24 protein-coding genes and 3 pseudogenes are annotated in these 22,865 nt (G+C 66.2%); 11 read left to right on the top strand and 16 right to left on the bottom strand.

Annotated features, from left to right (window positions below):
- Positions 1-19: 19 nt before the first annotated feature.
- From CBP34_RS01075 to CBP34_RS01045, 7 genes are read right to left on the bottom strand one after another with little or no spacing between them, the layout of a single operon-like run.
- Complete coding sequence (locus tag CBP34_RS01075) at positions 20-376, bottom strand: 2Fe-2S iron-sulfur cluster-binding protein (protein WP_094097053.1); 357 nt, start codon at positions 374-376, stop codon at positions 20-22.
- Between the two features lie 8 nt (positions 377-384).
- Entirely contained in the window at positions 385-1,449 is a 1,065-nt protein-coding gene (locus CBP34_RS01070; protein ID WP_094097052.1) for an NADH:ubiquinone reductase (Na(+)-transporting) subunit F, read from the bottom strand.
- A 55-nt stretch (positions 1,450-1,504) separates the two neighbouring features.
- Positions 1,505-1,861, bottom strand: a complete 357-nt coding sequence (locus tag CBP34_RS01065; RefSeq protein WP_094097051.1) for a phenol hydroxylase subunit P4 — start codon at positions 1,859-1,861, stop codon at positions 1,505-1,507.
- The gene (locus CBP34_RS01060) at positions 1,858-3,417 is read right to left on the bottom strand and encodes an aromatic/alkene/methane monooxygenase hydroxylase/oxygenase subunit alpha (protein ID WP_094097050.1); all 1,560 of its coding nucleotides are present in this window, start codon (positions 3,415-3,417) and stop codon (positions 1,858-1,860) included. The genes CBP34_RS01065 and CBP34_RS01060 overlap by 4 nt, the downstream gene beginning before the upstream one ends.
- Positions 3,418-3,457: 40 nt before the next feature.
- A complete protein-coding gene (locus CBP34_RS01055) occupies positions 3,458-3,727 on the bottom strand; it encodes an MmoB/DmpM family protein (RefSeq protein WP_094099000.1) in 270 nt (89 codons plus the stop codon).
- A 38-nt stretch (positions 3,728-3,765) separates the two neighbouring features.
- Complete coding sequence (locus CBP34_RS01050) at positions 3,766-4,758, bottom strand: ferritin family protein (protein ID WP_094097049.1); 993 nt, start codon at positions 4,756-4,758, stop codon at positions 3,766-3,768.
- 12 nt (positions 4,759-4,770) lie between these two features.
- The gene (locus tag CBP34_RS01045) at positions 4,771-5,004 is read right to left on the bottom strand and encodes a phenol hydroxylase subunit (protein WP_094097048.1); all 234 of its coding nucleotides are present in this window, start codon (positions 5,002-5,004) and stop codon (positions 4,771-4,773) included.
- A 47-nt stretch (positions 5,005-5,051) separates the two neighbouring features.
- On the opposite strand from CBP34_RS01045, the gene CBP34_RS19300 reads away from it, so the two are divergent.
- The 5 genes and pseudogenes from CBP34_RS19300 (at position 5,052) to CBP34_RS01025 (ending at position 9,742) form a co-directional block, all read left to right on the top strand.
- Positions 5,052-5,234 carry a hypothetical protein gene (locus CBP34_RS19300; RefSeq protein ID WP_157896411.1) on the top strand — a complete coding sequence of 61 codons (183 nt, stop codon included), beginning with the start codon at positions 5,052-5,054 and terminating at the stop codon, positions 5,232-5,234.
- Positions 5,235-5,297: 63 nt separating this feature from the next.
- Positions 5,298-6,988, top strand: a pseudogene (locus CBP34_RS01040) (sigma 54-interacting transcriptional regulator).
- A gap of 17 nt (positions 6,989-7,005) precedes the next feature.
- Positions 7,006-7,779, top strand: coding sequence for a GntR family transcriptional regulator (locus CBP34_RS01035; RefSeq protein ID WP_094097047.1), 774 nt, complete (start codon positions 7,006-7,008; stop codon positions 7,777-7,779).
- 53 nt (positions 7,780-7,832) lie between these two features.
- The gene (locus tag CBP34_RS01030; protein WP_094097046.1) at positions 7,833-8,471 is read left to right on the top strand and encodes an MBL fold metallo-hydrolase; all 639 of its coding nucleotides are present in this window, start codon (positions 7,833-7,835) and stop codon (positions 8,469-8,471) included.
- Positions 8,472-8,680: 209 nt separating this feature from the next.
- Positions 8,681-9,742, top strand: a complete 1,062-nt coding sequence (locus tag CBP34_RS01025; protein WP_094097045.1) for a GGDEF domain-containing protein — start codon at positions 8,681-8,683, stop codon at positions 9,740-9,742.
- Positions 9,743-9,847: 105 nt separating this feature from the next.
- Here CBP34_RS01025 and CBP34_RS01020 read toward each other — a convergent pair.
- Positions 9,848-10,716 (bottom strand): annotated as a pseudogene (locus CBP34_RS01020) (M48 family metallopeptidase).
- 33 nt (positions 10,717-10,749) lie between these two features.
- On the opposite strand from CBP34_RS01020, the gene CBP34_RS01015 reads away from it, so the two are divergent.
- The 3 genes from CBP34_RS01015 (at position 10,750) to CBP34_RS01005 (ending at position 14,416) form a co-directional block, all read left to right on the top strand.
- On the top strand, positions 10,750-12,156 hold the full coding sequence (locus tag CBP34_RS01015) for an AmpG family muropeptide MFS transporter (protein WP_418134699.1): 1,407 nt from the start codon (positions 10,750-10,752) through the stop codon (positions 12,154-12,156).
- 152 nt (positions 12,157-12,308) lie between these two features.
- A complete protein-coding gene (locus CBP34_RS01010; RefSeq protein WP_094097043.1) occupies positions 12,309-13,028 on the top strand; it encodes a response regulator transcription factor in 720 nt (239 codons plus the stop codon).
- 134 nt (positions 13,029-13,162) lie between these two features.
- A complete protein-coding gene (locus CBP34_RS01005; RefSeq protein ID WP_094097042.1) occupies positions 13,163-14,416 on the top strand; it encodes a HAMP domain-containing sensor histidine kinase in 1,254 nt (417 codons plus the stop codon).
- On the opposite strand, the gene CBP34_RS20215 is transcribed toward CBP34_RS01005, so the two are convergent.
- Both CBP34_RS20215 and CBP34_RS20210 read right to left on the bottom strand, forming a co-directional pair.
- Positions 14,417-14,743, bottom strand: a complete 327-nt coding sequence (locus CBP34_RS20215) for a YbfB/YjiJ family MFS transporter (RefSeq protein ID WP_418134711.1) — start codon at positions 14,741-14,743, stop codon at positions 14,417-14,419.
- Between the two features lie 131 nt (positions 14,744-14,874).
- Positions 14,875-15,549 (bottom strand): annotated as a pseudogene (locus CBP34_RS20210) (YbfB/YjiJ family MFS transporter); the annotation flags it as partial.
- A 278-nt stretch (positions 15,550-15,827) separates the two neighbouring features.
- Between CBP34_RS20210 and CBP34_RS00995 the strand changes: the two are divergent.
- The gene (locus tag CBP34_RS00995) at positions 15,828-16,838 is read left to right on the top strand and encodes an NAD(P)H-dependent flavin oxidoreductase (RefSeq protein ID WP_208616360.1); all 1,011 of its coding nucleotides are present in this window, start codon (positions 15,828-15,830) and stop codon (positions 16,836-16,838) included.
- 37 nt (positions 16,839-16,875) lie between these two features.
- Here the strand turns inward: CBP34_RS00995 and CBP34_RS00990 are convergent, their stop codons facing one another.
- Positions 16,876-17,865 (bottom strand): glycosyltransferase family 2 protein, encoded by a 990-nt coding sequence (locus CBP34_RS00990; protein WP_236748549.1) that lies wholly within the window; start codon positions 17,863-17,865, stop codon positions 16,876-16,878.
- 4 nt (positions 17,866-17,869) lie between these two features.
- Positions 17,870-18,610, bottom strand: coding sequence for an O-antigen ligase family protein (locus tag CBP34_RS19865; RefSeq protein WP_236748481.1), 741 nt, complete (start codon positions 18,608-18,610; stop codon positions 17,870-17,872).
- Positions 18,611-18,618: 8 nt separating this feature from the next.
- Here CBP34_RS19865 and CBP34_RS19860 point away from each other — a divergent pair, with 8 nt between their 5' ends.
- Entirely contained in the window at positions 18,619-18,825 is a 207-nt protein-coding gene (locus CBP34_RS19860) for a hypothetical protein (protein ID WP_236748480.1), read from the top strand.
- Between the two features lie 287 nt (positions 18,826-19,112).
- Here CBP34_RS19860 and CBP34_RS00980 read toward each other — a convergent pair whose 3' ends face one another.
- Positions 19,113-20,204 (bottom strand): glycosyltransferase, encoded by a 1,092-nt coding sequence (locus CBP34_RS00980; RefSeq protein WP_094097040.1) that lies wholly within the window; start codon positions 20,202-20,204, stop codon positions 19,113-19,115.
- Positions 20,205-20,272: 68 nt separating this feature from the next.
- Here CBP34_RS00980 and CBP34_RS00975 point away from each other — a divergent pair, with 68 nt between their 5' ends.
- Positions 20,273-21,229, top strand: a complete 957-nt coding sequence (locus CBP34_RS00975; protein ID WP_208616359.1) for a glycosyltransferase family 32 protein — start codon at positions 20,273-20,275, stop codon at positions 21,227-21,229.
- Here the strand turns inward: CBP34_RS00975 and CBP34_RS00970 are convergent.
- The 3 genes from CBP34_RS00970 to CBP34_RS00960 are packed head-to-tail and all read right to left on the bottom strand — an operon-like array spanning position 21,223 to position 22,860.
- Entirely contained in the window at positions 21,223-21,429 is a 207-nt protein-coding gene (locus tag CBP34_RS00970; RefSeq protein WP_094097039.1) for a zinc-finger domain-containing protein, read from the bottom strand. The genes CBP34_RS00975 and CBP34_RS00970 overlap by 7 nt on opposite strands.
- A 2-nt stretch (positions 21,430-21,431) precedes the next feature.
- Positions 21,432-22,382, bottom strand: coding sequence for a branched-chain amino acid transaminase (locus CBP34_RS00965; protein ID WP_094097038.1), 951 nt, complete (start codon positions 22,380-22,382; stop codon positions 21,432-21,434).
- Between the two features lie 43 nt (positions 22,383-22,425).
- Positions 22,426-22,860 carry a glycerate kinase gene (locus CBP34_RS00960; protein WP_086911002.1) on the bottom strand — a complete coding sequence of 145 codons (435 nt, stop codon included), beginning with the start codon at positions 22,858-22,860 and terminating at the stop codon, positions 22,426-22,428.
- Between the last annotated feature and the right edge of the window lie 5 nt (positions 22,861-22,865).

The raw sequence follows: 22,865 nt of genomic DNA, 5'->3' as shown, positions 1-22,865 counted from the left end.
TTGATAAATCTTCAATGACTCAATTGGCTGGACGTTGCGCCACCGAGGCGGCACTGCCCAGAAACGGTTTGCGCAATCGGGCGGCCACTTCCAGGCACACCGCCTGGGTGGGCGCCACGCGGCAGGCCAGCGTGTAGCCTTGCGCTTCTTCTTCGGTGCTGACATGCGCACGGCTGACGGGTCCGAGCGACTGCACCGCACCCTCCACAATGCGCACCTTGCAGACCCCGCAGCCACCATTGACGCACCCGGCTGGAATGCCCTTGCGGCCCAGCCGCAACATGCCGGCGAGCAGACTTTCGTTGGTGGCGCAGTCAAAACAGTCGCCGGTCTGCGACACGCTGACACGCACTTGCTGGCAGGTGGTGGCACCCATGGCAACTCCTAGATGGTCCGGAACAAGGGGCTGCGCGCCTGCTGCGCATCGGCGGCCGAGAGGAATTTCTCGGTGTAGATGTCGCGCTCGAACAGGCGCCCCTGCATCAGCGTGCCGATGCACGCTTCGATCATGGGCGGCGGCCCGCACAGATAGGCCTTGTGGCCAGCAAAACTGCCGCCAAAATGCGCCTTGGCCGCTTCGTGCACGAAACCCCGCGCGCCGTCCCACCCATCGCTGTCCGCTGCTTCCGACAGCGATGGCACGTAGGTGAAATGCGGGTGGCGCGCGGCCAGGGCACGAAATTCGGCGTCGTAGTACAGCTCCTGCGCGTTGCGCTGGCCGTACACCAGCGTGATGGGCTGCGTGCAGCCACTGGCCAGCAACTCCAGAATCATGGCGCGCGGACTCGACAGTCCCGAACCGCCGGCCATGAACACCATCGGCATGGCGGCCGAGCGGCGCACAAAAAAGCGCCCGTACGGACCGCTCAGCTGCAAGCGCGCACCCTCGTGGAGCGACTCGTGCAGCCAGGTGGTGCCAGCGCCGCCAGGTACCTGGCGCACGTTCAACTCGATCTCGCTGCTCTGGCCGTCTGCGCCAGGGGCATTCGCGATCGAAAACGCACGGCCCCCTTCCACGCCTGGAATCTGCACCTGCACATACTGCCCCGCCTGGTAGCGGATGGGCTGGTTCAGACGCAAATGCAGCGCCTTGATGGTTGGCGTGAGCTGCTCGATGCGCGCCACCGTGGCTTCAAAGTCGCGCATGGGGATGATCTGTGCATCGGGCTCGTCGTCGATATCGGCCTCAATGGTGGCGTCCGACTGCAGCGTGGCGCAGCAGGCGAGGGTCTTGCCGTCGTCGCGCTCCATCTCCAGCAGGGCAAAAGGGTTGGCGGCGCCGTGGTCCACCTCGCCGTCGGAAACCTGCACCTTGCAGGTTCCGCACAGGCCGTGGCCACAGGCGTGGGGAATGTAGATGCCCTGGCGCAGCGCGGCGTCGAGCAGGGTCTGGCCCTCTTCGACGTCGATGGTTGCGCCCAAGGGCTCAATGGTCAGTTGGTAGGTCATGGCATGGACGCGGGGCCCGGGGCACAGGCCCCGGGCATCCCTCACCGAATGGGGCTTAGCTGAACGAACCCTGGATGCCGGTCAGGCCCGGGGTGCGAAAGCGGATCGCGTCCTTGTGCTGAAGGCCGTTGGCCTGCAGCGACTGGGCCGGATCAGGCGTCCAGGGCTGACCGGACTTGAACCACTCGACCTGGGCCCAGTCGATCTTGGCAAAGTCGGGGTGTTCGCCGTACACACCGGGCAGCACGCCCTGGGCCAGCGCGCCGAACGGGGTGTCCGGCGGCAGCGGCAGGCAGACCGGTGAGGCAAACATCAGGTGGTCTTCCCAGCCGATGTAGAGCAGCGGTGCGGGAAAGTTCTCCCGCCGATCGCGGGCGGGAAAGTCGTAGGGTTTGAGGGCAACGACGCTCATGCCTTGTCTCCTTGGGCTGCTTCACCACGCCAGGCGGCAAAGTTCTTCTGGTCTTCCGAACCTTCAAAGTCGAAGTTGTCCCGGCCCACCTTCAGGTCGTAGTAGTCCATCACGGCAGCCAGCGGGTCAAAGCCCTCCACCGTGGGGTCGGTGCCCTCGGGGAAGCAGTTGCCCTGGTAAATCTGGTGCACGGGCAGCCAGGCTTGCGAATATTTCTCGGGCTCGTCGTCAAAAATCTCTTTGCAACCGTCGCTGCAGAAGTGGTACTTGTCGCCGTGGTAGTCGGACTCGCGGTAGCAGATCTTGGTCGGATCGCCGGGCTCGGTAAAGAACATGGGGACCTGGCAGATGGTGCACAGCATGGGCAGCGTCTTGTTGTAAAAACGCTTGCCCTGTTGCTGCTGCGCGTGGAAATGCTCGAAGCGCGGCCGGTAGTACTTGTCGAAGGTGTCGGGGTACTTCTCGGACAACCAGTTCAACTCGTCTTCCTTGGGAATCCAGGTGTGGAACGGGGCGACGGCCGCGTAGTTGTAGAAGCCGCTCCAGGCCTGGTGCGTGATGTGGTCCTTGCCGGCGCAGGCTTCCTTCCAGCCCTTGGGTTCGCGGATGCCATAGCGGGCCAGATCGCGGAACAGGGCGCCGCCGTTTTCCTCGGCGTACATCTCCCACGCTTCCTTCCAGCTCATCACGCGCTTGGGCAGCATGTAGTCCTGCATCATCCCGACAATGGTGAGCAGGCGGTAGCCGCGCCAGAACCACTTGTCGATCCACTTCTGCACGATCGGCACGTTGGCCGGGTCCTGCTCGAGCATGAACCTGATGCACTCGATGCCCAGGGTCATGTGACGCGATTCGTCGGACTGGGCCGAGAAGCCAAACGTCACGGTGCTCATGTCGCCGTTGTGGGCGGCGCCGGACATGAAGGGCACGAACAGCAGGTTGGTCAGCACGTACTCGAACGAGAAGCTCACGGCGGTGAGGAACTCGAACGGCCCTGCGGTGGAGGCGTCTTCAAAAAACGACTTGGGCACGGACAGGTACCACACACGGTCAAACATGTGGGGTGCCTGGTGCAGGCCATTGAAATACTTGTTGTAGTGCGACAGGGCGTGGGTTTCGGTCTGGCAGTGGCGCAGCTCGTCAATGGACTGCATCTGCGCGGCAACGCGGGCACCGGCACCGGTGAAGTGGCGGCCCACATGGGCAAAGCCGCGGTGCGAGTGGTACTCCAGCGGGGTCACGGCCTGGAAGAAGATCTTGAGCGCATTCACATAGCGCGCATCCGAAATACCCAGCTGGCCATTGTTCTGCGCAAAGGCCTCGATCACGGCATAGAGCTTCTTTTCCTTCTCGCCCTGGTATTTCCAGTAGGCGTCCATGGTCAGGCGAAACGGGTCTTCCCATTTATCCCAGTCGTGGATCTTGATGCCTTCGTACTTGTCGAACGGAAAGACCTTGTCCATGGGCTGGTAGGTCGTATCCCAGGCCAGGCCGCGCGTCATGGCGGCGTAGCGGTCCTTGAGGCCCAATTTCTTCTTGATAGCAGGTGCGTCCATGGTGTTATCTCCTGGTTGTTTGGTGCAAAGAACTACTGGCTCAGTGTTCCCAGCTCAGTGAAAACTCGTCGTCGTCTTCGTCGATGTAGCCGGAAAGCGTGACGAGGTTGACGTGCAGCTGCTGCAGGTTGAAGCGCTGCCCGGTCTGCTCCTCGATGGTTTCGCGCCGAATGACAAGCCGACCGGGCGCGTTGATCTTCACGAGCCCCTGCGGATAGGTGGCTACGGCTTCGGCGTTGTCGGCCAGGATGGCGTCCACAACGGGGCGGGACTCTTCGTTGTCCTGAAAGGCAATGAAGACGCTGGAGATGACGGAGGCGTTGGGGGTGTTCATGGTGATGACCTCCTTCAGACAGCCAGGCCGCACTTGCGGGCCCGCGCATCTAGCGCCGTGCGCACTGCAATCAGCGCCGCGCTGCCTTGCGCTCCCAGTGCCAGGTCCGCCACCTGCACGAGCGCGGCCTGCGCCCGATCGGCATAGCTCTTGAACCAGCCGGTGATCTGCGCCCGGTTGTCGTCCGATGCGGCAGCGGCCACTTTGATGACCGCGTCCACCCAGCGTGCGCTCTCGTCATGCCATTCGGGCATGAAGGCCGTGAGCATGGCCACCGCCGTACCGCCCTGCACCGCAAGGTGGTCGTCCACGAAATGCGTGTAGATCAGTGGGTACAGCAGACCGTCGAGCGCCAGGTTCTGCGCCACGAACAGCTCGAACGGGTCATTGACGACCAGCGTGTCCTCGACCAGCCTGCGCAGCCCCTGCCAGCGCGGGTCGTGCAGCCAGTCGTTCTTGCCCGCGTCGAGCGCGCCGGGCTCGCCCAGTGCCAGCCCCAGGCGCGTGAGGTACTGCGCAACCGCCAGATGGTCCATGGCATGGAACATGGCCGGTGCAGTGAACGCCGTGCCATAACCGCGTGAACAGATCGTGCAATTGTTCATGTTGGCGCCCCAGGCCGCGTGGCGCAGCGGCATGAGCACCTCGCAGGCTGCGGCGCGCTGCGCGTCGGGAATCTTGTCGATCAGGCCGCGCGACTCGACAAACTGGTAATTGGCTTCCATCGCCTCTTGCTGGCGCGCACGCGCCATGGTCCAGTTGGCGTAGTAGAACTGGCGGGGATCGCGCAGCGCATCCCAGTCGGCCAGCTTGACCGCGGTGCGCGTGGCATCGAACAGTTCAAACTCGGGCTCCCAGGTCGGGCGGTAATGGAAGTTCGCGGCGGGCTGCATGCCCAGCGTGGCTTCGTGGTACCGCGACGCGGGCTTGTCGCCCGTGTAGGCAGCCACGCGGGCGAAGGTGCTGCGCAAAGGCTGGATTTCGCGCGCCTGCAGATCAATGTTCATGGGGGTGTTTCCTCAAAGGATGGTGGTAGCGCGGTCGTCGATCGGATTGCTGACGGGCTGCACCCGGTGCGCTTGGCAGAACGCCTCGAAGGCGGCCTGCGGCAGCATCAGCTCCACGGCCAGTTCAGGCCAGCCGATCGAAAACTCGAACTCGATAAAACCGTTGTCCCGTCTTTTCAGCACACGGACGAACTTGCGCGACACGTCGCATTGCAGGCTGTTGTCGGCCAGTGGCGGTGGGTTCATTGCGGGCTCCACGTTTTGGCTTTACGCCGTCAACTGGTGCACGGGCCATGCCAACTGTCGATAAAAAGGTCTCAATATCGATAAAGCAAGGGTTAATCCTTACAAAAACCCTTGCATCCCACCCACAACAACCCGCTGACCGCCGGACAGCAGCGCATCGCCCTGCAGATACCGCAGTGCAGCATGATCAAATGCTGAAACACACTGGCCGCGAAGTGATGAAATGGTGAAGTGCAGCCAAACCGGGGGCAAACCCGGTGGCGCTCGCCACTGTTTTTATCGATAGTGCGTAGATGCCGTCCGCCGCCCTGCCTCCACTGCCACCCGATGCCGATTTGCGCCGGCTGGTGCATTTCTCTGCAGGCGACGGTCGCATCTGGCTGTCCGGCCAGCGCATGCTGCTGGTCCATGTGGTTGCGCTGAGCGCCTTGCGCCGGGAGTTGATGAACACGCTGGGGGCCGCACAGACGCGCCGCCTGCTGATGCGCGCGGGCTACGCCTCGGGCGAACGCGACGCGCAGCTCGCACGCCAGGTTCGCCCTGAGGCATCGCTGTTCGAAATGTTCTCGGTCGGCCCCCAGCTGCACATGCTCGAAGGGGCGGTGCAGGTCACTCCCCAGACCTTTGAACTCGATGAGGCGGCAGGCCACTTTCATGGGCTTTTCCGCTGGGACCACAGCTGGGAGGTCGAGAGCCATGTCCGCGACTTCGGCCCACAGAATGACCCGGTCTGCTGGATGCTGCTCGGCTATGCCTCGGGCTACACCAGTGCGTTCTTTCACCGCCCCGTGCTCTTCAAGGAAGTGCAATGCGCGGCTTGCGGACACGGCCACTGCATGATTGAAGGCCGCTTTGCGCACGAGTGGCCCGATGGGGATGCGATGGCGCGCGACTACGATGCTGAATCGATGCTGGTCAAACTCGACGAACTGCAGTCACAAGTGCAGACCCTGCGTACCCAGTTACAGCCCGCCGATGAGCTGGGTCCTCTGGTAGGTCGCTCGCACGCATTCGAGCAGACCGTTGCGCTGCTGCGCAAGGCAGCACAGACGCAGGTGACGGTGCTGCTCACGGGCGAGACCGGCGTGGGCAAGGAGCGCTTTGCCCGCGCCTTGCACGCCATGGGCGCGCGCTCTGACAAACCGTTTGTGGCCGTGAATTGCGCGGCGCTACCGGCCGAGCTGATCGAGAGCGAACTCTTCGGCGCCGAGAAAGGCGCCTACACCGGCGCTGCCGCCACGCGCATCGGGCGCTTCGAGCGCGCGCACGGCGGCACCCTGATGCTCGACGAACTGGGCGAGCTGCCCCTGCCCGCGCAGGCCAAATTGCTGCGGGTGCTGCAAAGCGGCGAAATCGAGCGCCTGGGTGGCACCCAGGTGCGCAAGGTGGATGTGCGGGTGGTGGCCGCCACCAACGTCGATCTGGAAAAGGCCGTGGCGGAGGGGCGCTTTCGGCGCGATCTGCTGTACCGCCTGAACATCTATCCCATCCGCATCCCGCCCCTGCGCGAGCGCACCGACGACATCGAGCTGATCGCCATGCACCTGCTGCAAAAATTCGCGGTGCAACATGGCAAGCGCATGGCCGGCTTCACCGACCGCGCCCTTTTGGCGATACGCGCCCATGCCTGGCCCGGCAATGTGCGCGAGCTGGAGAACAAGATCGAGCGGGGCGTCATCCTCACCCCATCGGACGAGAGCGTGGACGCCGACCTGCTGTTTCCACACATCACGGTACAGCCAGGCGCCACCCTCAACGCCGCGGGCACGCTGGAGCATGCGGCAGCCCCCACCGCGCAAGCCACGCAGCTCTATGACCAGTTGCAAAGCAGCGGGCTGACGCTGGAAGCCCTCGAAGACACCTGATCCGCGAGGCCGTGGCACGCGCCGGCGGCAATCTATCGGCCGCCGCGCGCGCACTCGGCCTCACGCGCCCCCAGTTGAGCTACCGTCTTTCGCGCCTGAACGAGCGCGCGCAGACTTGACCCCACCACGCAACACCATGGCCAAACGCCCCTATCTGCAAGCGCTCAACACCGATAGCGACCTGAACGGTCTGGGTATCTCCCTGTCGCGCACACTGATCGAGCAGACCTATGCCGAACTGCGCAATGACATCATCGAAGGCCGGCTGGAGCCGGGCAGCAAGCTGCCGATCGAGCACCTGCGGGTGCAATACAACGTGGGTGCCGGCACGCTGCGCGAAGCCATCACGCGGCTGGCCAGCGATGCACTGGTGACCACGGAAGGGCAGCGCGGCTTTCGCGTGGCCCCCATCGCCATCGAGGAACTGGAAGACATCACCCGGCTGCGCGTGCACGTCGAAATCGAGGCGCTGCGCCTGTCCATTCGCAATGGCGGGGCGCACTGGCGGGCCGCGCTGCGCCACAGCTATGAAGCCATCTCGGCACTGGAGCAACCCATTGACCCCGCCCACCGCCGCCAATGGGAAACCCTCAACGTGCGTTTTCACGAGGCCCTGCTGAGCGGAAACGACTCGCCCTGGACACAGAAGGTGCTCGGCCTGCTGGCGCGCCACGGTGAACGCTACCGCCGCTACGCCATGGGCCTGCCCGGCTCGGTGCGCGACGTGCATGCCGAGCACACCGAGATCTTCGAGCATGCCCTGGCCGGCCGTGAAGCGCGTGCAGCCCTGGCTCTTGAAGCCCATATCCGCGCCACACCCGATCTGCTGGCGCAGGCATTGCGCACTGGCCAGCTGACCTTGCCCCCAGGGGCCGCCGCCGAAGCCGCCCCGGCACTGTTGGCTGGCTGAACGCTTGCGCTATCGTTCAAGCCTGCCGATGCGGCACTCGAACCGATTTTTCCATGCTCCAGTACCTCACCATTCCCGTCACGCCCTTCCAACAAAACTGCTCCATCGTCTGGTGCGACGCCACCCGCAATGCCGCCATCATTGATCCGGGTGGCGATCTGGACACACTGCTGGCAGAGATTGAGCGCCTGGGCCTCACGCTGGAACAGATCTGGCTCACGCACGCCCACATCGACCACGCAGGTGGCACGGGCGAACTGGCACAGCGCTTGTCCCTGCCCATCGTCGGCCCGCACCCGGCCGACCAGTTCTGGATTGACGGCCTGCCGCAGCAAAGCGCAATGTTCGGGTTTCCGCCGGCGCAGCTGTTCACGCCCACACGCTGGCTGCACGATGGCGATCAGGTGCAGGTCGGCAACGAGACGCTGAACGTGCGCCACTGCCCCGGCCACACACCCGGCCATGTGGTGTTCCATGCGCCGCAGATCGACCGGGCCTTTGTGGGCGACGTGCTGTTTGCTGGCAGCATTGGCCGCACCGATTTTCCTCAGGGCAACCACCAGCAGCTCATCGACAGCATCACGCAGCGCCTGTGGCCCATGGGCGACCAGACGGTGTTCATTCCGGGTCATGGACCGGAGAGCAGCTTCGGGCGCGAGCGGCGCAGCAACCCGTATGTCGGCAACACTTGAGCCGCCGCCGTTCTACCCCGACAGGCTGCCTGATTCCTCACCAATACCTGACTGCGATTGTCGGACAAAGGCTCTACTTTGTTTTAGGTAACAAAATGCAGGGTCCCACGGCTCACCCTCATGCAGTGGCCAAGCGCTCAGCCACCGCGATGTGCCAATGACCGGTAGCGCTCAGCCCCTCGGCACCCGGCCACACCATATCGCCCAACATGACTGCGTCCACCCTCGTCCTTCCCCTCGCCGCCTCGCGCGGCTCCAGCATTGCAGGCAAGGCCTATTGGGGGATGGTGGGCCGAATTGCTTTGACGGCTGCGACCATCGATGCGGCTTACATCGTGCTGTTTCTGCTGCTGGGCTCGGTGCCGCTGGCGGCCATCAACGTCATCAGTATCGCGATGTATCTGAGCGCCTATGCGCTCATCCGGCGACGGCGCAACATGCTGGGGGTGACGCTGATCTGGGTGGAGGTCGTCGCCCATTCGGCATTGGGTTCGCTGATGATCGGCTGGGAGAGCGGGTTTCACTATTACCTGCTGTTGTTCATCCCCGCCATCGTGATCGCCAACACCAAGGGATACGCAATGCCGATGGTGCTGGGCCTGCTGGTTTACTACCTGGGGCTCAAGAGCCTGTGCGAATACCTGGGGCCCCTGGCGCCATTGCCACCGCGACGCGTTGAGATCGTCAACGCGATCCACGTCTGCCTGATCTTCGGCATGTTCGCGGCGCTGGCCGGTCTCTACCGCCGCACCATCCTGGTGGCCGAAGCCCGTCTGCTCAAGCAGGCCACTCTGGACCCGTTGACCGGTCTGAGCAATCGCGGCCATTTCCAGACACTGGTGTCCAACGAATTGGCGCGCTGCCAGCGCTCCGGCGCGCCCGTCGCGGTGATGCTGTGCGATGTTGACCATTTCAAGCAGGTGAACGACCGTTGCGGGCACGCTGTCGGAGACCTGGCTCTGGTGCATGTGGCGAAAATCCTGTCGGCCAACCTGCGCGAGTGCGATGTGTTGGCGCGCTGGGGTGGCGAGGAGTTTCTGGCGCTGCTGCCCGACAGTTCGCTGCAAGCCGCCCACGCTGCAGCCGAGCGCATCCGCGCCGCCATCGAGGCGCACCCGCTCGCCATCGATGGGACACCCATTGCCATCACCCTGTCGTTTGGCGTGGCACAGTTGCACGGCAGCCACGACCTGCAGGACGCCACGGCGCGGGCGGACAAGGCCCTGTATGACAGCAAGCGTGCGGGCCGCAACCGGGTCAGCCTGGGTTAGCCTGCCCCGAAGATGCTGGCGTGGAAGCGCCACGCGAATTTAGCAAAAACCACCCGCAGCTCTTATTCCATAAGCGCAAGCAGCTATCAATAACGTAGCGACATTTCAACCACCGCGGCGTGCGGCGGCATACAGCCCCTGCACCTTGGGCACGTTGCTCTCGAGCTCGCGGATGCGGTCGGGGCCGCTGGGGTGCGTAGACAGAAACGCCAGCCCCCCTTGCGTGCTGCCGGTGGCATTGCCCATCTTGCGCCACAGGCTCACAGCCGCCTCGGGGTTGTAGCCCGCGCGTGCGGCCAGCTCCAGCCCCACCAGATCGGCGTCGGACTCATCGCCCCGGCTGAACTTGAGCGTGAGCAACTGGGTGCCCAGGTTGGCCGCCATGTTGCCCAAATCGCCCAGGCCCAGCAGCTGCGCCCCAGCGACAGCCCCAGGCCCGTGGCCCTGCTTTTGGCAATGCGCTCGCGGGCGTGCTCGCGCAGGGCGTGGGCCATCTCGTGGCCCATCACCATGGCGACTTCATCATCGGTCAGCTTGAGCTGCTCCAGGATGCCGGTGTAGAAGGCAATCTTGCCGCCGGGCATGCAAAAGGCATTGATCTGCTTGCTGCCGATCAGGTTGACCTCCCAGTGCCACTGGCGTGCCCGGTCGTTCCACTGGGTGGTGTAGGGGATCAACCGCCGCGCAATGGCGTGCAGGCGCTGCAGCTGCGGGTGGCCGGGCGGCGCCAGCGCTTTCTGGGCGCGCGCCTGGGCCAGCAACTGGCTGTATTGCTGGGTGGCAGAAGATTCGAGCGTCTCGGCAGGCACCAGCCTGCGCATGCCGGAGGCCGAGCCCACATCCACCTGCGCCAACGCCGGGGCCGCCACGAGCACACCCGCGCCTGCGCCGGCGGCCAGCAAAAAGGCGCGGCGGGGCATCCAGGGTGACGAGGGGGCAGCAGTGGGCGGCAACGCCGGGCAGAAAAGACACATGCGGGAATAATAGACAAAAATCCCCACGCGCACATGCCAGACCCCATCCCGACCCCCGCAGCGGCCACGCCTGCCCGCGACATGCATCCCCCACGCACCTCCTGGCTGCAAACCCTGCGCGTTTACCTCGAACCGGCCAGCCTGCGCATGCTGACGCTGGGCTTCTCCGCCGGCCTGCCGCTGCTGCTGGTGCTGGGCACGCTGAGCTTTCGCCTGCGCGAGGCCGGCATCGACCGCAGCACGATCGGCTATCTGAGCTGGGTGGGCCTGGCTTATGGCTTCAAATGGCTGTGGGCGCCGCTGGTGGACCGCATGCCGCTGCCGCTGCTGACACGCTGGCTGGGGCGGCGGCGCAGCTGGCTGCTGCTGTCGCAGGCCCTCATCGTGGCCGGGCTCGTGGGCATGGCGCTGGCCGATCCGCGCCTGACGCTCGGCCCCATCGTGTGGTGCGCGCTGGCGGTGGCCTTTGGCTCGGCCACGCAGGACATCGCGCTCGATGCGTTTCGCATCGAATCGGCCGACGCCAACCACCAGGCGGCGCTGGCCGCCTCGTACCAGACCGGTTACCGCCTGGCCATGATCTGGGCCGGTGCGGGGGTGCTGTGGATTGCGGCGCGCTCGGAGGTGGCACCGGCTGCAGCGCAGATGGTTGGCCAGGCGGTGGCCGAGGGCGCGGCGGCCTACCAGAACGGCGCCTGGCAGGCGGCCTATCTGGCCATGGCCGCGTCAATGGCCGTGGGCGTGGTCACGGTGCTTTTCTCGCGCGAGCCCGTGCCCGTGGTGCTGCCGCCCGCCAAGAACGCCGCCGAATGGCTCAAGGGTGCCGTGGTCGATCCGTTTGCCGACTTTCTGCGCCGCTACGGCGCGCAGGCCGTGCTGATCCTGGCGCTGATCGCCGTCTATCGCATCAGCGACGTGGTGATGGGCATCATGGCCAACCCCTTTTATGTGGACATGGGCTTCACCAAGGACGAGGTGGCCGCCGTGACCAAGGTCTATGGCGTCATCATGACGCTGGTGGGCGCCTTCGTGGGCGGCGTGCTGTCCATGCGCCTGGGCGTGATGCGGGTGCTGATGCTGGGCGCCGTGCTGAGCGCCGCCAGCAATCTGCTGTTTGCCTGGCTGGCGGGCCACGGGCACGACGTGACGGCGCTGATCGCCGTGGTGTCGGCCGACAACCTGGCCAGCGGCATTGCGTCGGCCGCGTTCATTGCGTATCTGTCGAGCCTGACCAACGTGAGTTATTCGGCCACGCAGTACGCGCTGTTCAGCTCGATGATGCTGCTGCTGCCGAAGTTTGTGGCAGGCTTTTCGGGCGACTATGTCAACAGTTTCGGCTACGCCCATTTCTTTACGGCCACGTCCTTGCTGGGGCTGCCGGTGCTGGGACTGGTATGGCTGGCCTCACGGGTCAGAACACCCGCTAGCGCCCGACCTTAAAGCGCCAACAGCTATATAAACAATAGCATTCGAGCACCTGCCGGGTTGTACGGTTTACCGGAACTTTACGGCGGCTTCAACGCTGCGCGACGCCTGCGGGTCACGATGGAGCCCTGCCCGAACCGGCTCCACTGCCCCACTACACTGCCACGATGAGCTCGCACCTGTTGATGATTGAAGACGACGCCCGCCTTGCACAGATGGTGGGCGAATACCTCGGCCAGTCCGGCCTGCACGTCACGCACCGCGCCGATGGCGCGAGCGGCCTGGCGCAACTGCAGGGCCCTGATGCGGGGCCCTTGCCCGACCTGGTCATCCTCGACCTGATGCTGCCCGACATGGACGGCCTGGACGTCTGCCGGCGCATCCGCGCGCTGCAGGGCCCCGCCGCCCAGGTGCCGGTGCTCATGCTCACCGCCAAGGGCGACCCCATGGACCGCATCATCGGCCTGGAACTGGGCGCCGACGACTACCTGCCCAAGCCCTTCGAGCCGCGTGAGCTGCTGGCGCGCATCCGCGCCATACTGCGCCGGCGCACCGATGGCGGGGCCGCGCCCGCCACGCAGGCGCTGCGCTTTGGCACGCTGGAGATCGACCGCGACGCCCGCACCGTGACGGTGGGCGGCCAACTGGCGGACCTGACTTCGTACCAGTTCGACCTGCTGGTGGCGCTGGCCGAGCGCGCGGGCCGGGTGCTCACGCGCGACCAGATCATGGAGGCCGTGCGCGGCCGCGAGCTGGAAGCGTTTGACCGCTCCATCGACGTGCACATGGGCCGCATCCGCGCCGCCATCGAAGTGGACGCCAAGAATCCGCGCCGCATCCTCACGGTGCGCGGCGTGGGCTATGTGTTTGCCAAACAGCAGGACTGACATGGATGCCCCCCTGAGGCGCTTCGCGCCATCCCCCCAGGGGGACGCCACCGGTGGCCTGGCAAAGCCAGTTCCACGGTGGCACTGGCTTGGGGCGCGCCAGTTGCTCAGGCCAAAGTTCACGGGCGTGGGGCATGGCTTTGTTTGATATTTTTTCCCGCCGCCTGTACCTGCGCATCTGGCTGGCGGTGGTCGGCGGCATGGCCGTGCTCACCCTGGCCGCGGGCTGGGCCTGGCGCATCGCCGCCGAGCAGAACGCCCAGCCCGCGGCACCACCCGCCCGCGAAGTGGTGCTGCGCGACGGGGACGGCCACACACTGATCGCCGGGCTGGCCACGCGCGTGCCCGGGCCACCGGGCGAAGGCCTGGAGTTGCGCATAGACAGCGCCGACGGCACCACCTACAACCTGCAGCTCGCTCCGCGCGCCGACCGGGGCAACCACCCCGGCCCCAACCGACGCCCCGAAGCCGCCTTCTGGATGCGTCCGCCCTTTGGTTTCCTGTGGATGCTGGGCCTGGTGGGCCTGGCCGTGGCTGTGGGGGTGTTTCCCATCATCCGTCGCCTGCTGCAGCGGCTGGAGGCGCTGCAGCGCAGCGTGCAGCGGTTTGGCGAAGGCGATCTGTCGGTGCGCGTTCCCGAGCACGGGCAGGACGAGGTGGCCGACCTGGCGCGCCAGTTCAATGCGGCCGCGGCGCGCATTGAAACCCTGGTCAAGACCCACAAGTCGCTGCTGGCCAACGCCTCGCATGAACTGCGCTCGCCGCTCACACGCATCCGCATGGGCCTGGAGCTGATGGGCGGGCAACAGCCGTCGCCCGCGTTCCGCGAAGAAATACTGCGCAACATTGCCGAACTCGACCAGCTGGTCGATGAAATCCTGCTGTCCAGCCGCCTGGACGCGCGCGAGGCCGATGTGGGCACCGTGGAACTGGTGGACCTGATCGGATTGGCCGCCGAAGAATGCGCACGGGTGGGGGCCGACCTGGATGTGAGCGCCAGCCCCGAGTTGCTGGAAGTGCGCGGCGTGGCCAAGCTGCTGCGCCGCGCATTGCGCAACCTGCTGGAAAACGCACGCCGCTACAGCCAGGGCGACATCACGGTGGTGGTGCAGCGGCGCGACGGCCAGGCGCAGGTGAGCGTGCTCGACCAGGGGCCCGGCGTTCCCCCCGCCTTGCGCGAACGCATCTTTGAGCCCTTCTACCGCCTGCCCGGCGCCAGCGAGCGTGCCGGGGGCGTGGGCCTGGGGTTGGCGCTGGTGCGCTCGATTGCCGAGCGACACAACGGATCGGTGCGGTGCGATGATCGACCCGACAACGCCAGTGGCGCATGTTTTGTGCTGTCCTTGCCGCTGGCACCTGCGGCGGCAGCGGAACCTGTGCCGCACTGATCAGCGCACCATCCGATGTGGCGACAGTGGCCAGCGCCAGGCCGACAGCCCATACATCACCGCTCCGGCCACCAGCGCCGCCGCCGCCAGCGCCAGGCCACGCGCAAACCCCCGGCCCGCATCGCCCTGCGCAATCAGCCAGGCCACCAGAGGCGGCCCGGCGATCTGGCACAGGCCATAGGCGGCTGTCACCAGGCTGGCAAAACTGTCGGCCGAAGCGGGCCATAGGCGCCGCGCCTCCTGCAGGCCGTAAAAGGTGATGGCCGTGAACGGCAAGCCCACGCACAGACTGCTGAGCGCAAAGCCCGCGGGCGAGGGCCATACCAGCCCCAGCGCAATGCCCAGCGCCTGCAGCGCATAGGCGGCCAGCAGCAGCCAGCGCCGGTCCCAAGCCGGGGGGCCCGCGTGCTCAGCGCCGCGCCAATCGCCACGCCAGCACCGAACACTGGCCAGAACAGGTCCGGCCAGGGTGAACCCGGCGGTAACGCAGCACGCGCGATGACGGGCAGAAATGTGGCGGTAACGATGTAGCCCAGCCCCGCCAGACCATAGGCCAGCGCATGCACGGCCCGCGCCACCACCGTACCGCCGCCCTGCGCCCGCGCCGCAGCCGGTGGCGCCCCCTTGCAAGCTCCGTGGCCTGGACCTGGGCAGCCCGACCCCGCACCACGGGCCAGGCCCCACGCACAGAAGCACCGACAACAGACCGAACACCACCCAGCCCGAAGCCCCCGCCACTGCCCGGCCACCATGGCGCCAGCCGCCAGCCCCGTGAGCACGATGCCCACGCCCGGCCCGCAAAAGATCAGCCCGCCCATCGCCGGCCGGCCCAGCACCGCCAGGCGCACCATGCACCAGGCCGCCACGTTGAGCAGCACCACGGCGCTGGCCGCCCCCGCCACAAAACGCAGCGCCGGCCAGCTGGCGGGCATTGGCAGTGCCATGGCCAATGTAAGCAGCACCGTGGCCACCAGCCCCGCGCGCGCCAGCCGCGCCGGATGCCAGCGGGCGTAGAACCCGGGCGCCAGCCAGGGCAGCGCCATGCAGGCCAGGGCGCCCACCAGGTAACCCACGTAGTTGGCCGTGGCCAGCCAGCTGCCCTCGGCGAGCGTGAGCACGCCATCGTGCAGCATCATGGGCAGCAGCGGTGTGAACGCAAAGCGTCCCACGCCCATGGCCACGGCCAGCGCCAGCATGCCCGCCAGCGCCACGGTGTGGGGTCGGTCGGCCCAGGGCGTTGCAGCGGGTATGGTGCCGGGGTGGACGGTGGCCTGTGGTTCCATAGCGTGGTTTCGATGTCTATTTTCTTTATCCTACGCTCAGCGCCGCACGGTCCCTGCGCGGAGGGCGGCGCGTGCGCACGCGCCCGCGCACTGGCGCCATGGCCCCGATGGACGCCAAGCATTCACCCATGGACAATGCCCGCATGAACACCTTCATCAACTCCCGCTTTTGCACCCGCTTCGGCCTGACCACTCCCGTCGCACTGGCGCCCATGGCGCTGGCCTCGGGCGGAGCCTTGGCGAGCGCCTGCGCTCGTGCCGGGGCGCTGGGCCTGGTTGGCGGCGGCTATGGCGACCTCGCCTGGACCCAGCGTGAGTACACACTCGCGCTGCAGGCGGCAGAAACCGGCCGCATTGGCTGCGGCTTCATCACCTGGAAGCTGGACGAAAACGCCTCGGCACTGGACTGGGTGCTGGACCATGCCCCGGAGCACCGCCCCCGCGCCGTGATGCTGTCGTTCGGCGACGCCCGCCGGTATGCCGCACGCATTGCAGCCAGTGGGGCCGCGCTGATCTGCCAGATCCAGCGCATGGAACAGGCGCCCCAGGCCGTGGAGGCCGGCGCCACGGTCATCGTGGCGCAAGGCGCCGAGGCGGGCGGCCACGGCATGAACGCCCTTAATGGCCGCGCCACCATGACCTTCGTGCCCGAACTGGCCGACTGGCTGGCGGCGCATGCCCCCGACACCCTCCTGCTGGCCGCCGGCGGCATTGCCGACGGCCGCACCCTGGCCGCGGCGATGATACTGGGCGCCGATGGCGCGCTGGTCGGCTCGCGCCTGTGGGCCACGGCCGAAAGCCTGGCGCCACAAGGCGCCAAAGAGCTGGCCGTGCGCACGGACGGCGACGGCACGGCCCGCAGCCCGGTTTTCGACATCCTGCGCCGCAAGAACTGGCCCGCGCCCTACGACTTTCGCGCCATTCGCAACCCCTTGCATCGGGTGTGGGAAGAACGCATCGACACGCTGCGCAGCGAGCCGGCCGCTGCCCGGGATGCGTATGACGCCGCCGTTTTGGCGGGCGACTACACCGCTGCCCACGTCACCGTGGGGGAAGGGGTGGGACTGGTGCGCGACCTGCCGACCGCCGCCGAGCTGATTGCGCGCATGGACCAAGGGGCCCGCGCGCTGCTGAACTGAGCCATTCGTTCGCTACTGGCCCGACCAATTTTGGAATTCAAGGACAGGCGTGAAAGCAGCGTAGGAACCGCTGGCGGCGCAGCCACCAGCCACGCATCAGGTATGCGTGTGCCAGTTCCTCAGGCCCCAGTGGCGAGATGTCAAGGAAGTTGCGGCGCAGCTCATCGGCGGCCTCCATTGATCCTGCCTGGCACATGGTGCGCATCGCGCCTGTCAGGCTGCGCGCCGCCTGCTGTGCCAGCGCCAGCCGCAGGCCCGCGTGGGCTGCGCAGGGGGAGGCCTGGAGTGCCCGGGTGAATGGCCGCAGCGCGGCGGACTGGTCCAGCGCCTTGGGCAGGCTCTTGCCGGCCAGGATGCTGCCCGGGCGCTGACGGTAGGCCACCCAGGGGCGGGGCTCGTAATAAAAGCTTTCGGCGCGCAGGGCCATCAGGGGCATGGTGGTCATGTCCTCGAAATGGCGGCCGACTGGAAAGCGCAGGTCGCCACCCCACAGCGTGCGTCGCGAAATCTTGGACCACGCATGCAACTCGCCCGTGGACAGCATGCCCGCCAGCAGCGCGCAGCGGTCGTGCTCCAGACGCCGTGCCGTACCGCTGAAGCTGCGCCGGTGGCGCTCGCCGCGCAGCAAGTGCTTGAGGCGCTCGCGCTCGCGCCATACGGCGAAGTCGCAGAGCACTACGTCCGGCGCATGCGCCTGCACAATGGTGCGCAAGCTGGCGATAGCGCCGGCCAGCAGCTTGTCATCGGAGTCGAGGAACCACAGGTATTCGCCCTGCGCCGCATCGATCATCGTATTGCGCGCCATGCTCAGGCCGCCATTGCGCTCGTGCCGCAACAACTGCAGGCGGCCCGGCCAGCGTTGGGCAAGCTTCTGCATCAGCGACCAGCTGCCATCTGTGGAGCAGTCGTCCAGCAACAGAATCTGCACGCCTCCGTCATCGCCCAACTGATCGATGACGGAGGTCAGGCACTCGCGCAGGTATGGCTGCACGTTGTAGACCGGAACCAAGATGCTGAGCCAGGGCAGCACGTCAGCGCTCCCGCTCCAGGCCCTGGAGCGCAGCCCACAGCACGGCAACATAGAACACGAAGCACATGACGCCGTTATTGTGGTTGAAAAAGGGCTGCGACATGCCAAACACGAGATAACCCACCGGCACGACCGTGCCCATAACGCGTAGCGCCAGTACGTCACGCCAGGCGGGCGTGTCAACGACATGGCGTGCCATGCGCTTGCGACTTGGCCAGAACATCACCAGCACCCAGGCATGGAGCGCAACCGGCAGCAACAGGCCGCCAAGCCCGATCTTGACCCAACCATCCAGGAAGACGTTGTGGACCTCCCGGTAGTTCATCATCTCCGGCACATATTCCCCCGCGTTCACCCGCCGCTGCATCTCCTCGACGAAACCATGCGCACCCCAGCCCAGCCAGGGCTTTTGCGGAATCAGCTGGGCCACCAGCTGATATTGCGCCAGTCGCAAACCGAGCGATGTGTTCCCCTGGCCCTTGTACACGTAGCCGCTGATCTCCGTTGCCGCCAGGTCCACACGATCCTTGAAGCGCGGCGTGAAAGCCAGCACCAGCACCAGTGCGACCAGCGCGAGCGCGATCGCCGCCAACACCGACCCAAACCGCTGCGGGCGCAGGCGCCAGGCCAGCCACAGCCACAGAGGGAAGATGGCCCCACGGCCAGCCAGCCACCACGTGACTGCGACAGCAGCGACGCTGCAAAGCCCAAAGCCACGGCCAGTCCCATGCCCATGCGCCATGGCCAGCCATGCTGACGCCAGTACACGGCCATGGGCACGGCGGCCAGGCAGACCAGCAGCAGCGCGAGGTTCCCCCATTGGATGGCGTTGGTGTAGCCCGTCGCCCGCTCAAGCCCCAGGCCCAGCACCTGCCACAACGCCAGCGCGCCCATACCGGCGCAGCCGATGGGCAGCCCCGCCAGGAAGGCACGCGGCGCGGGCGGACTGGCCACTAGGTACAACAGGCACGGTGCCCCCAGGAACCATTTGAGAGCCTTGTCCCAGCGTGATATGCCCGTGCCGAGCGATAGCAGATATGCCATGCAGCCCATGGCCAGCATAAGCAGCGCCAGCCCCAGCGTGGCCCGCTCGGGCCTGCGCCGCAGCCACACGGGCGCGAAGCACAAGGCCCCGAGCAGCAGCAGCAGTGCCGCATAGGAATAGCCCGAGGGCACCCACAGTGCGAGCGCAGGCAACAAGAAAGCAGCCACTGTGTTGGTGCGTGCGGACAGTACCATCGCCTTCATGGCGCACCCTCCGCGAACAGCAGGGCGCGGTAGCGCTGCCACATCAGGTCGTGCCCATACGCGTTCAGGGCCTGAGCGCGCGCCGCGGCGCCCAGGCGCTCGGCCAGGGAAGCATCCTGCAACAGCCGCTGCAGCGCGTCGGCCAGTGCGTCGGTGTCCCCGGGTGACACCAGCAGGCCCGTGCGGCCTTGGTCGATGACCTCGCGCACGCCGACCACGTCGGTGCCGATGCACGCGCAACCCGCCGCCATGGCCTCAACCAGCGCTAGCGGCATGCCCTCCCAACGTGTGGATAGCACGAAGACCTGCGTGGCCGCCAGGCGCTCGGGCAGATCGGCCACGTTGCCCAGGAATCGCACCTGCGCCTGCAGGCCCAGGCGCCGCGCGAGGGCTTGCGCCTGGCGCAAAAGGCGCTGGCTGCCCGCCCCTGCGAGGTACAGCATGGGCGCCAGACCCCTGTCGCGTAGCAACGCCAGGGCGTGGATCAGGCTGGCGTGGTCTTTCTGCCGCGCGAAGCGCGAGGCCATCAGGATGGCCGGCTCGCGGTCTTGCCAGCGCGCAGGCAACAGACTGTCGGGAAAGCGTTCCAGCACGATGCCGTTAGGGATAGCGATGCACTGCTCGGGCGCAAAGCCGCGCTCTATCAGGCTAGTGCGCACCCCCTCGGACACGCCGATACTAGCCTGCGTGTGCGGCGCCAGCGCCAGCGCCTGCCGCAGGCGCCGCCGGGTGTAGCGCTCGCGCGAGTTGTGCTCCACATGGAAGATGCGCGGCACGCCTTCGGCCACCGCTGCCTGCCGGCCCCAGATGTGGTCGCTGAACCCGTGGGCAAAGACCACGTCGGGGTTCCAAACGCGGATGATGCGGCGCAGCTCCCACACGGTGAGTACGTGCAGCCAGTTGGAGACCACGCGAACCTGCAGGCCCCGCGCCCGCAACGCGTCGATCCGCTCCATGCTGGTGCTGCGCTTACGCCGCAGCACCAGCAGCACCTCCATGCCAGGAGTGCGCTGCGCGGCTTCGCACAGATCCACGGCCACCTGCGTGGCGCCGGAAAAACCGCCAGTGACAAAGTGCAGCACCTTCACGTTTTTTCAGCCCTGTCTGCCGCGGTCGATACTGGTGCTTTCTGTCCTGGCTGACAATCCGCACCACCATGAAACGAATTCCCGCCAGCCTTTTCAAATGGGCCCTGCGCTGCGTCAGGCCGCGCCAGCGCACCAGCTATGCTATGCCCGCGCCCAGCATCTACCAAGGCAGCACTGCCGCTGCGGTAACGGTGCAAGGGGACATCCCGGCCATCCTCTGGACGTACTGGAACCACCCTGAGCCCGACGCGTTCGTGCGCCAGTGCCTGCAAAGCTGGCAGCGGCATTGCCCAAGCTACGCCATCCGGCTGGTCCACCCCGGCAACCTGACTGAGTACGTGCCCCCAGGCGACCTGCCCGAGGGCTTCGCGGCCCTGCACCCAACCAAGCAATCCGACTGGCTGCGCCTGTACTTGGTGCACCGTTTCGGCGGCTATTGGCTGGACGCCACCATCGTGCTGACCCGCCCGCCCAACTGGCTGGACGCCCTGCGCCAGCAGCATGGTGCCGGGTTCGCCGGCTTCTACCTGGGCGGCTTCACGCACGACCCCGCCTGCCCGGTGGTGGAGAGCTGGGCCTTTGGCGCGCCAGCGGGCGAGCAGTTCGTAAAGGCCTGGCAGCGCGAGTTCCACCATGCGCTGATCGAGGCGGGCCCCGATGCCTACCTGGCCCGGCTGCGCCAGCAGGCCGATGGTGGCGCGGCGGTGCTGCAGGGCATCGCGGACCCGGCATACCTGTTGATCCACGTGGCGGCACAGCAGGTGCTGCGCCGCGCCAACGGCTTCAAGCTCGTGCTGCTGCGGGCCGAAGACACGGCCTTTTTCTACCAGCAAGCGTTGTGGTGGAAGTGGTACCTGCTGTACCCGAGGCTGTGCCTGGTGCCAGACGCGGCACAGCCCGCGCCGCTCATCAAGCTGCGCGGCGGGGAGCGGCGGCATTTCACGCAGATGATCGATCAGCATGGGGAACCGGTGCCGGGCAGCCTCTGGCAGCGCGCGTGCACGGGGGCCAGCGCTGTTCAGTGACCAGCCCTTACGGTTTCGCCCGCCTTCACCCGGTACACCGTGCCGCAATACGGGCACTTGGCTTCCCCGGTATGCGCCACGTCGAGATACACCTTGGGATGGCTGTTCCACAGCTTCATGTCTGCCTTGGGATTGGGGCAGAACACGCCGCCCTGGGCGTTCAGGTCTTTGGCCAGAAGTTCTATAACGGCTTGCGACATGGTCAGACCTTGGTGAGCCAGTGGGCGTATTGGGGATTGCGGCCGTTGACGATATCAAAGAAAGCGCTCTGGATTTTTTCGGTAATGGGACCCCGGCGGCCCACATAGTCACCCTTGCCCAGCTCGATGCGGTCCAGTTCGCGGATCGGCGTGACTTCGGCGGCCGTGCCGGTGAAGAATGCTTCGTCGGCGATGTACACCTCGTCGCGCGTGATGCGCTTTTGCACCACTTCCAGCCCCAGGTCCTTGCAGATATGGAACACGGTGTTGCGGGTGATGCCGTTCAAGGCACCGGCCGACAGGTCCGGCGTGTAGACCACACCGTTCTTGACGATGAACACGTTCTCGCCCGAACCCTCGGAGACGAAGCCGGAGGCATCGAGCAGCAACGCCTCGTCGTAGCCATCGTCGGTGGCTTCGGTGTTGGCCAGGATGGAGTTGGTGTAGTTGCTCACCGCCTTGGCCTGGCTCATGGTGATGTTGACGTGGTGGCGCGTGTAGCTGCTGGTCTTGACGCGGATGCCGCGGGCCATGCCGTCTTCACCCAGGTAAGCGCCCCAGGCCCAGGCCGCCACCATCAGGTGAATGTCGTTGCCCTTGGGCGACACGCCCAGCTTCTTGTCGCCGATCCAGGTCAGGGGGCGCAGATAGCCCGATTCCAGCTTGTTCTCGCGCATCACCGCGCACTGCGCCTCGTTCACCTGCTCCTGGGTGAACGGGATCTTCATGCGCAGGATCTTGGCGCTGTTAAACAGGCGCTCGGTGTGGTCCTGCAGACGGAAGATGGCCGTGCCGCCCACGGTGTTGTAGGCGCGCACGCCTTCGAAGGCGCCGCAACCGTAATGCAGGGTGTGGGTCAGCACATGGATCTTGGCATCGCGCCAGTCGACCATCTGGCCGTCCATCCAGATCTTGCCGTCACGATCGGCCATCGAGGGAACTACGGGGCTCATGGGTGTCCTTTGGGTTGCTGGAGGTGTCGCAAAACCACGGATTTTACGGCGCCGCCGACCCTGCATCGCCGCCTTGGGCATCGGCGGGTTCCACCGGACGCTCCAGCGCCCACTTCACCAGCTTGCCATTCTGGAACACGCAGGTCACATGCGACTGGGTGCCATCGGTCCAGCGGTAGACCTCGGGCTGTTCGTTTTCGGGCGACTGCAGCGCCCCCAACGAGCGGGTCATGGCGACCACATGCATCAGGCTCACCCCCGCCTGCAGTTTGGCATTGAGCATGACGGCGCTGCCCACATGGCCGATCGGGCGATCGGCCGCCTTGCGCAGCACATTCATAAGGCGGGTGAAATGCAGCAGGGCCCACATGAGGACGCCCCCGCCGACGGCCGCCACGCCCATCCAGCCATAGGACCGAAAGCCCATCACCACCACAATCACCAACCCCACAGGCACCAAAATATTTCGAAAATTCATGGCCC

The organism is Acidovorax carolinensis (assembly GCF_002157145.1).
In the GTDB taxonomy this organism is placed as follows: Bacteria; Pseudomonadota; Gammaproteobacteria; order Burkholderiales; family Burkholderiaceae_C; genus Acidovorax; species Acidovorax carolinensis.
Note: the sequence above shows the minus strand (reverse complement) of the source record. Positions and strands in the feature narration are given on the sequence as shown.

Bases quoted from the DNA above. Each gene is read 5' to 3' on its own strand.
- CBP34_RS01070 (WP_094097052.1), bottom strand. From the start codon at position 1,449: ATGACCTACCAACTGACCATTGAGCCCTTGGGCGCAACCATCGACGTC.
- CBP34_RS01010 (WP_094097043.1), top strand. From the start codon at position 12,309: ATGAGCTCGCACCTGTTGATGATTGAAGACGACGCCCGCCTTGCACAG.
- CBP34_RS00995 (WP_208616360.1), top strand. From the start codon at position 15,828: ATGGACAATGCCCGCATGAACACCTTCATCAACTCCCGCTTTTGCACC.
- CBP34_RS19865 (WP_236748481.1), bottom strand. From the start codon at position 18,610: ATGGCGCATGGGCATGGGACTGGCCGTGGCTTTGGGCTTTGCAGCGTC.
- CBP34_RS01035 (WP_094097047.1), top strand. From the start codon at position 7,006: ATGGCCAAACGCCCCTATCTGCAAGCGCTCAACACCGATAGCGACCTG.
- CBP34_RS01050 (WP_094097049.1), bottom strand. From the start codon at position 4,758: ATGAACATTGATCTGCAGGCGCGCGAAATCCAGCCTTTGCGCAGCACC.
- CBP34_RS19300 (WP_157896411.1), top strand. From the start codon at position 5,052: ATGCCAACTGTCGATAAAAAGGTCTCAATATCGATAAAGCAAGGGTTA.
- CBP34_RS00970 (WP_094097039.1), bottom strand. From the start codon at position 21,429: ATGTCGCAAGCCGTTATAGAACTTCTGGCCAAAGACCTGAACGCCCAG.
- CBP34_RS19860 (WP_236748480.1), top strand. From the start codon at position 18,619: ATGCTGACGCCAGTACACGGCCATGGGCACGGCGGCCAGGCAGACCAG.
- CBP34_RS01030 (WP_094097046.1), top strand. From the start codon at position 7,833: ATGCTCCAGTACCTCACCATTCCCGTCACGCCCTTCCAACAAAACTGC.
- CBP34_RS00960 (WP_086911002.1), bottom strand. From the start codon at position 22,860: ATGAATTTTCGAAATATTTTGGTGCCTGTGGGGTTGGTGATTGTGGTG.
- CBP34_RS01075 (WP_094097053.1), bottom strand. From the start codon at position 376: ATGGGTGCCACCACCTGCCAGCAAGTGCGTGTCAGCGTGTCGCAGACC.
- CBP34_RS01045 (WP_094097048.1), bottom strand. From the start codon at position 5,004: ATGAACCCACCGCCACTGGCCGACAACAGCCTGCAATGCGACGTGTCG.
- CBP34_RS01060 (WP_094097050.1), bottom strand. From the start codon at position 3,417: ATGGACGCACCTGCTATCAAGAAGAAATTGGGCCTCAAGGACCGCTAC.
- CBP34_RS01005 (WP_094097042.1), top strand. From the start codon at position 13,163: ATGGCTTTGTTTGATATTTTTTCCCGCCGCCTGTACCTGCGCATCTGG.
- CBP34_RS00965 (WP_094097038.1), bottom strand. From the start codon at position 22,382: ATGAGCCCCGTAGTTCCCTCGATGGCCGATCGTGACGGCAAGATCTGG.
- CBP34_RS01065 (WP_094097051.1), bottom strand. From the start codon at position 1,861: ATGAGCGTCGTTGCCCTCAAACCCTACGACTTTCCCGCCCGCGATCGG.
- CBP34_RS01025 (WP_094097045.1), top strand. From the start codon at position 8,681: ATGACTGCGTCCACCCTCGTCCTTCCCCTCGCCGCCTCGCGCGGCTCC.
- CBP34_RS00975 (WP_208616359.1), top strand. From the start codon at position 20,273: ATGAAACGAATTCCCGCCAGCCTTTTCAAATGGGCCCTGCGCTGCGTC.
- CBP34_RS01015 (WP_418134699.1), top strand. From the start codon at position 10,750: ATGCCAGACCCCATCCCGACCCCCGCAGCGGCCACGCCTGCCCGCGAC.